Source organism: Vibrio sp. V03_P4A6T147 (genome assembly GCF_002241085.1).
Taxonomy (GTDB): Bacteria; Pseudomonadota; Gammaproteobacteria; order Enterobacterales; family Vibrionaceae; genus Vibrio; species Vibrio anguillarum.
The window spans coordinates 1-7,096 of record NZ_NDIO01000058.1; the positions used below are offsets into that span (position 1 = coordinate 1).

Sequence of the window (7,096 nt, forward strand, 5' to 3'; positions counted from 1 at the left end):
CTCTTTGCATACATAGCAATATCAAAAGCTTATACGCTTAATCGTGTGCCAGATAAGTCCTTCGAAAGGTATGCCCCAAATTATACATATGAAACAGTGTGTTTTACCTAAATTTCGATAAACATCTCAAAGGATATTAATTTCACAAATTTATTGTAACAATTCCCAAAACGCTCTATCTCGCATCTTGACTATCTTTTTAGCACCATCAATATACAAGCTGTAATGCTTATCGAGTTTATTTATGGTTTCCATCAAACGCTCCTGATCATTTTTGTCATTGACGCCGAACATCGCTTTTAACTCTTGAGGGCGAATCTTCGCAACACGGTGGATAACCCATGTCAGTACATAACTTGAATAGTCATTCTCACCAGTTTGAAAGTGCGTAATATCCTGTGTTGAGAGGATCACGCCTACACCGTATTCGCGACCCTCTTTGAGGATTTTGCGAAGACTTGGGAAGTTTTGAGACATAAAATTGTCAGCCTCATCCACTAAAATCATCTTGGTGATTTGACGGAAATCACCTTGAACTTCTGGCTTACCTTTCTTCTGCATTTGTGAATAGAACAAATCCAGTGTCAGTGCCACTACAAGGTTTTGGATCTCTGACGGGTAACCTGCTAACTCAACCACTGTTATGCCATCAACAAGATCGTAAAGGCTCATACACTTGGTGTTGTCATCTTCGAAGATCTCTAGCTCATATAAGCTTTCAAGTGCCGCGTATAACGAATCTTCGTCTGGCTCAGTTTCAATAAACAACGCCCAAACATCGGCAATTGTTGGCGCTGCTTTTGTCCAAGAGCTTGGATCCGCTTTACGGATACCTGCTAACTCATAAGCTTCACCCACCAGCTTGCGTAAACGCAGTTGCTGTTTTTGGCCAAGGTTAAAGGCTTTGCCCATGGTTTCAGAGAAACCTCGAGCGGTATGCACTGGCAGCATTGGCGTATCACCGAACAGGCTCAGCGGATTATATGGAAGCTTGTGAAGATTAAACTTTTTACCTGCTGTCGCTTGCTGGAATTTATCGTCCACGTAGTCAGACTTGTAGTCGAAAATCAGCATACCTATTGATGCGCTGTTTACGTTATCCGCCTGATTACGATAAAGCTGTGTAATCACCGATTTGGTGAACTGGGTCTTACCAGTACCCATAGTGCCTATAATACCGGTGTTGGTATTCATAAACTTAGCCGTATTGGTTGGTTCCCAATTCAATGGCGCTTGCGTCAAAGCATTGTGACCAAAGAGCACATTTAAGTTAGTTCCCGATGGCTGTGCCTTGAAGGTATCCACCTTTTCCGAAGCACCTTGCACCGAAACATCATTCTCCGGAGCTACTTGTCCATCTTCTGTTCTAGAGCAAAGCTCCTCAACATTGATGTTTAGCTCAGTATCAGAATCATCCGCTTCTGGGTGAGCGTTAGCTCTCATAGTATCAGTATGGCAGTCTGCTTCGATCGCTTCTGCTTGTGTTTTACCACTAAGTACAAATTCAGTCGGTACGTGACATAACTTGACGATATCTAACTCGTTGAGCACTTCTTGCAGCGGTGTTTCTACCAGACGAGGAAGTAATCCCATCGGAAGGTCTACTTTTAGCACACCGTCTAACATTTGGTATTCAGGTTGCAAACAGCTTGCGCCCTCAAGGTGGCTCACAACAAAACCATCTGGGTAATCAGCGACTTTTACTAGCGAATAATCGCCTTTCAACCACTCTTCTTTGTTGGCTAACAAGGTATCAAAGTAATCTGCAGCGAACACGTTATACAAGCGGTACTTGTCTACCTGCATTAGCACTTGGCGCATGAACAAACCACGATAAAGTTTACCAGCCAAGTTATCATTACCCAGAAGGTCTTCGTTCAGGTAACGTAGCAGCTCTTTTGCTTGTTTAACGGCTTTTTTGTAATCCGGCACTGCGCCTGTTTTGACTTCGACAGGAAGTAAATACATCTCGTCTTCTTTAAATCCAACGAGAAGTACATCATCTGATATCGCGCCTTTTTTGTAACCATGAACGTTACGCGAGAATTCACTGTCTGACATTTTCAGGCCAATGTTACCTGAGACACGGATCATTTCTGCCACAGAAAGCGGAACCCAGGTGATGTCTGAGTTGTGCACTAAACTAGTCACAAACTTATAAGTACCAATCACGCCTTTACGCTCTTTGTTGATGGTTGGCGCACAGGTCATCATCTTCAACAACCAGTCGCCATTAAAGGCATTGAACTCGTTGATTTGGCCACCATCACCCTGCTTAATGACTTTTTCAAACAGACCACGCTGTGCCGTTACGGTAATCGCATCGTAGCTGGATGAGCTGGTGTACTGATCGGAATAGTGAATCAGCACCACATCTTCATTGCTATGGAAGAAGTCTAATGTCACTTTTGGGTCAATGATGGTTGTCCAAATGGAGCTCTCATATGAGCGCTCTAGCAAGCCTTTAAAATCTTCACTCACTGCAAGCGCAACTGCATTAGTGCCGTTATATGGCGTATTTGGCTTGAGTGCAGGCTTGAGTAAAGCACCAACGTATTTGGCCATCAGCAGGTGTGGATGGTCTTGATAGTCCGTTCCCTTCAAACCAAAGCCAGTAAAGTAAGAGCCAGATTTACTCTCAGACGCGTCACCCGTTAATAAACCATCACATGCAATACCCGAAGCCATGTCTTCGATTGCAATGTCTGAGCAATCCACTTTGTCGTTATTACGGAAGAACGAGAGGTGCGCGTATGACTGACCGTCTTTATTCGCCTGCTCGTTGGTAAACTTGCTGTAGGTCAAACGAGTTCGAAGGATATCAATGATGGTGTCAGCCACTTCACGTACTTTGCCTTTGTTCAGCTCTAACCACTCTTTCAGCTCGTCGTAATTGGCCGTTTCTGCAAAGCGGTCAAACGCATTAAACGTCAGTTTGTCATCATAAAGATTGACGTGAATCGCAGCCGCTTGTTCTTGGTTGCTGCGGATGTAATCCACTAGCCCCATGAACAATTCTTCAGCACCATCTTGATTCACCGCATTAATGATGATGCTCTTCTCAGAACCCGTGAATAATTGACTAAATGCCGTTTGAAACTCGTCGATTTTTTCTTTGACAAGTTTACGAACGAATGTCAGCGAGCTCTTTTCTTGAGGGACACTTTTGATCCAGAACGCGTTTTCTTTCACTTGTTGGTTGTAAGCAAACTCATACTGTGGATGATAAACGTATGGCAGCAAGCCTTTTGGAGAGAGGCGTTCAAATGTCACATCTGGCAAACTGACAAAACTCTCATCTTCACAAATCACTTTTCGAAGATTTAGGTAGTAAGCCAAAATTAACGGATGGAATGGAGAGTAATATTCTTCGCCTTCAGACTTAACCAAACCAATTTTCAGCGCGGCTTTCTGCTCTTTAGTCAGCATACTGCCCGTTGGAATCGCTTCGAAATAAGCAAGACTTGCATCTACAACATTTTGTACAAGTGTCGTGAAATCATCCCCCCAAGAGGCTAAAGATGGCGTACTACGGCGCTGTTCAAGGTAATCATACAATTCGACATAGGATGAATGCATCGCGTCATCAATGGCTTGTACGTCATCCAACTTGATTACGTCGGATTCAGAAATAGACACCACTTTGTCACGGATGAAGGCTTCTTCCCAACGCAGTAGTTTTAAACGAACTCCCGGTACAACAAACTCGCTGTTATCGATGCCGACTTTACCTTTTTGAGCGTAAAACTCGCCGTTGTATTCATCTTTAAATAGCTTATGGTAACGACCTCGGTTGAGTAGCAATGGCAAGCTTAAAGAGTCAGTGGCTACTGCACCTTCAACATTAAACTTAAGCTGGTTGTCACCTGACTTAACTGAGAAGTCAATCTCATCCGCTTCATTGGCAAGCACCTCAAAATCCACCACCGAATGTTCTGCTATGTCTACGACTTGTTTTGCATCCGTCAAAGAACAAGCCGTACCCTCTTCAGCACGAATCTGAAGCTTGTTCTCTTCCATGTTTAAGGTTAAACGCTGCTTCGCAGGCGCAGGCTCGATCAAGAAGATGTTTTTGAACGGTTCAATGTAAAACTCACCCTTGCGAATAACAAGACAGCGGAAATTATAGACCTCAGATTTGTTCTCGCGCTTCAGCGCTAGGTTAAAAAACAACGGTTCGTTGTTGTAAGTCCCTTTCAAGCTTGCTCGGGTCGTCTTCAAGCCATTTAGCGTTGAAATCACCTCTTGATTACCAAGTGCTTTAGCTGGTTGAATTTTAAACTGGCTCTTTTCTAGATTGCTTGCACCTTGGAAAATCAGCTTCAATTCAAAGTCATTCACGCCTTCATCTAGCTCAATGATAAGGTGACGATCACGCATACCCGCTTTGGTTTCTGCACGGTTACGCGCAGTAATGGTCATGCCTTCGCTCGCTTGCTCTTCTTCAAGGACAAGTTGCTGTTGCGCGTTACGTTTTTTCTCTTGAAGAAACGCTTCAAATTCGACATCTTTCCACGCACCAGTTTCAGAGAAGTTTTCGTTAATGAACTTTTCACCAAACGACTTCAAACGGTCCTGAAGCTGGTCACCAAAGTGTTCAACTTCAAAAGAGAGCTCTTCATAAAGAGCGCGGTTATCTTCAAGACGTTTTTTGATTTGTTTCGGATTACCACTCATCTCAGCAACCAGTGGATCTTCAAACATGCCGAGTTCATTGAAGCGAAGTTCACCATCTTCGACCGCTTTATAAAGTGACTCAAAACCGAACATAGTCGCGCCATCTTCAAGGATCGCATCAAACTGATCATCCAAAAGGCAGTTAGACACATCACGCCCTTTGTCTTGTTGGTCAATAAGCCCCTTCATAGCAGCTTTGATCTTAACGGGGCTCCAGACTTGACCGCGTTCTGCTAAGTCTTCCGCTGAATTAATTAACGTATCCAATAAGCTGTTATGAATAACCACCAATGCGCAGCCCTTGAGGTAACTTGACTGACTTGCTACTTCATCACGTAGATGTGAAATATAGTTCTCCGTAAAACCTTGGTACTCAGCCGGATCCTCACTATGGATAACAGGCACGATCTTACAGTTAGACAGTTGAATAAATGGCAGCTCGATGCCGTTGCTCGCACTAACACTATTTTGTGCATACGCGATCATCGCTTGGTACAAACGCACACTGTTTTCACTATCTGGTGACTTGAACTGATAACGGAAGCCTGCTTTGATGTGAGTATCAGCATCCGCTAGAAACTGCTCCACTAAAAAGGTCTCAAATTGTTTTACGGACATAAACTGCGTCTCCACTATCACTCATACGCTCAACGTTACCAATGCGCTCATAGAATTTAATTAGTTCTTGCTCGGTTTGCTTATCGACGAAAATACCACGTTGTTTAAATGCGGTTATAAGTTCGTGGAAACGGAGTTTGTCCTTTTCTCCAACCACAAGGTTGGTTAATAAAATGATGTAGTCTTGGTTGAGAACCAGTACTCGACCGCTACGACCTCGACTTTGAATAAAGGGAGAGGCAAGATACTTCTCTACTTCAGAAACATATTTTTTGTTGATGTTGAACCGCTCACCAAAGCTAAACTGAGCCATGGCCAACTTCATAATGTTGCCAAGCCAATCAATAGCAGATTCCGACTCGTCAAATGAAGTATCTAGGTCACGTTGCCTTTTAAATGCTCGGGCAAAGTTCTCTAACTCGCTCTTTAGATGTTCATAGCGAGATTCTTGAATGCCCTTTGAAATCGCCCACAATGGTGCTTTAACTGCGTTCTTATCACCGAAGCTAGGTTGTAAAAGCTCTAGCATCGTCAACATCGGAAATAAACGAGTTGCGGATTCATTGAATAGTTTGTAACCGTGGTTTTTGATGTGCGTTCGTTCATTACTAGCTCGTTCATGGTCCATGATGAAGTACAGAGGTTTCGCAACTGGCCCCTCACCAGAGCGCCAATCGGTTAGCGATAAACTCAACTGGGCGGTGTAAGCAAAACCATAAAAAGACAAGAACGATTCAATTTCGCTCAATAGATACTTAGGTCGACTTGACAAAAACTTCAAATCATCACGAAATGCCCTAGATAGGTATGGCAGATATGGATGTTCAGTTGCTTGCATCGATGAGTCGGTTTTCATTTTTTCACGCAAAGATGAAAGCATTTCTCGTTCGATAAAATTGAGTTTTGCATCAAACTCTTCGACACGCATATTCTGAAGTAAGTTGGTAAACAGAGAAGCAACGCGAGAGTCGCCTGCAGAGCATTCACCTTTTTGAGCACGAAATAACAAGAGCTCAGGGCTTACAGAGAAGATATCTTTGTTATCAAAATACATTTCTCGTAGTACTTCCCAAAACTCTTCTTCGCCTAACTTTTCCTCAAACGCAGACTGACAATCAGAGACAAAGTCTTCGTATTTGTAACCTTCAATCTTCTTACGCAATAACCCACGCAGTACTAGTCCAATTACTGCATCAAAATCAAAGTCATTACCTTTAGTACGAATCGGAAGATAGCTATTCAGGCTATTTTTATTGGGTATTTCTTCCGCAGTTTGTGGCAACTTCGGATTAAACGGTTTGATGTATTTATCCATTGTCATTTTAAATACCACTCACTTCGAAATACTCGTTATCTTCATTAACGATCTTGTAGCGCTTATCATTTTTCAGGATAAACAGGGTGTTTTTTTCGTTTGCAACAGTAATGATCTGCTCAATCACCTCGTCTAATAGAAGTACCGCATTTTTGTCGTGTTTATTAGGTCGATATCCTTGATTAATCTTCTCTAGTAGCTCGAGTAAATTGATGCTAATTGGCATAGGAAGAAGTGCACAGTCATCTGCACGAATGTAAGTATTGAAGGAACCAATTTTGCTCACACCTTGTGTTTTGATCGTTGTAAAGTCAGGCTTAACCTCAAGTTCAACAGCTGTTTTAAAGCCGTTGTATTCTGAGATAAAAAACTGGTCTTTATCTAAAGCTGGAGAGTTGCGGTTACAATAGCTGCGGATGGCCGAAATTAGGATGTCTTTATAAAATTTGTTTAACTCTTTTTTCTGCTTGCCGGAACCGTCAAATT

3 protein-coding genes are annotated in these 7,096 nt (G+C 42.8%); all 3 read right to left on the reverse strand.

Annotation, left to right across the window (positions count from 1 at the left end; translation table 11 throughout):
* Positions 1-150: 150 nt before the first annotated feature.
* Positions 151-5,295 carry a DNA phosphorothioation-dependent restriction protein DptH gene (gene dptH / locus B9J84_RS02055; protein ID WP_094123424.1) on the reverse strand — a complete coding sequence of 1,715 codons (5,145 nt, stop codon included), beginning with the start codon at positions 5,293-5,295 and terminating at the stop codon, positions 151-153.
* Positions 5,276-6,616 carry a DNA phosphorothioation-dependent restriction protein DptG gene (gene dptG / locus B9J84_RS02060; RefSeq protein ID WP_088720966.1) on the reverse strand — a complete coding sequence of 447 codons (1,341 nt, stop codon included), beginning with the start codon at positions 6,614-6,616 and terminating at the stop codon, positions 5,276-5,278. The genes dptH and dptG overlap by 20 nt, the downstream gene beginning before the upstream one ends.
* Before the next feature lies 1 nt (position 6,617).
* Positions 6,618-7,096, reverse strand: a 479-nt coding sequence (dptF, locus tag B9J84_RS02065) for a DNA phosphorothioation-dependent restriction protein DptF (protein WP_094123425.1), incomplete at its 5' end; no start/stop codon positions are given.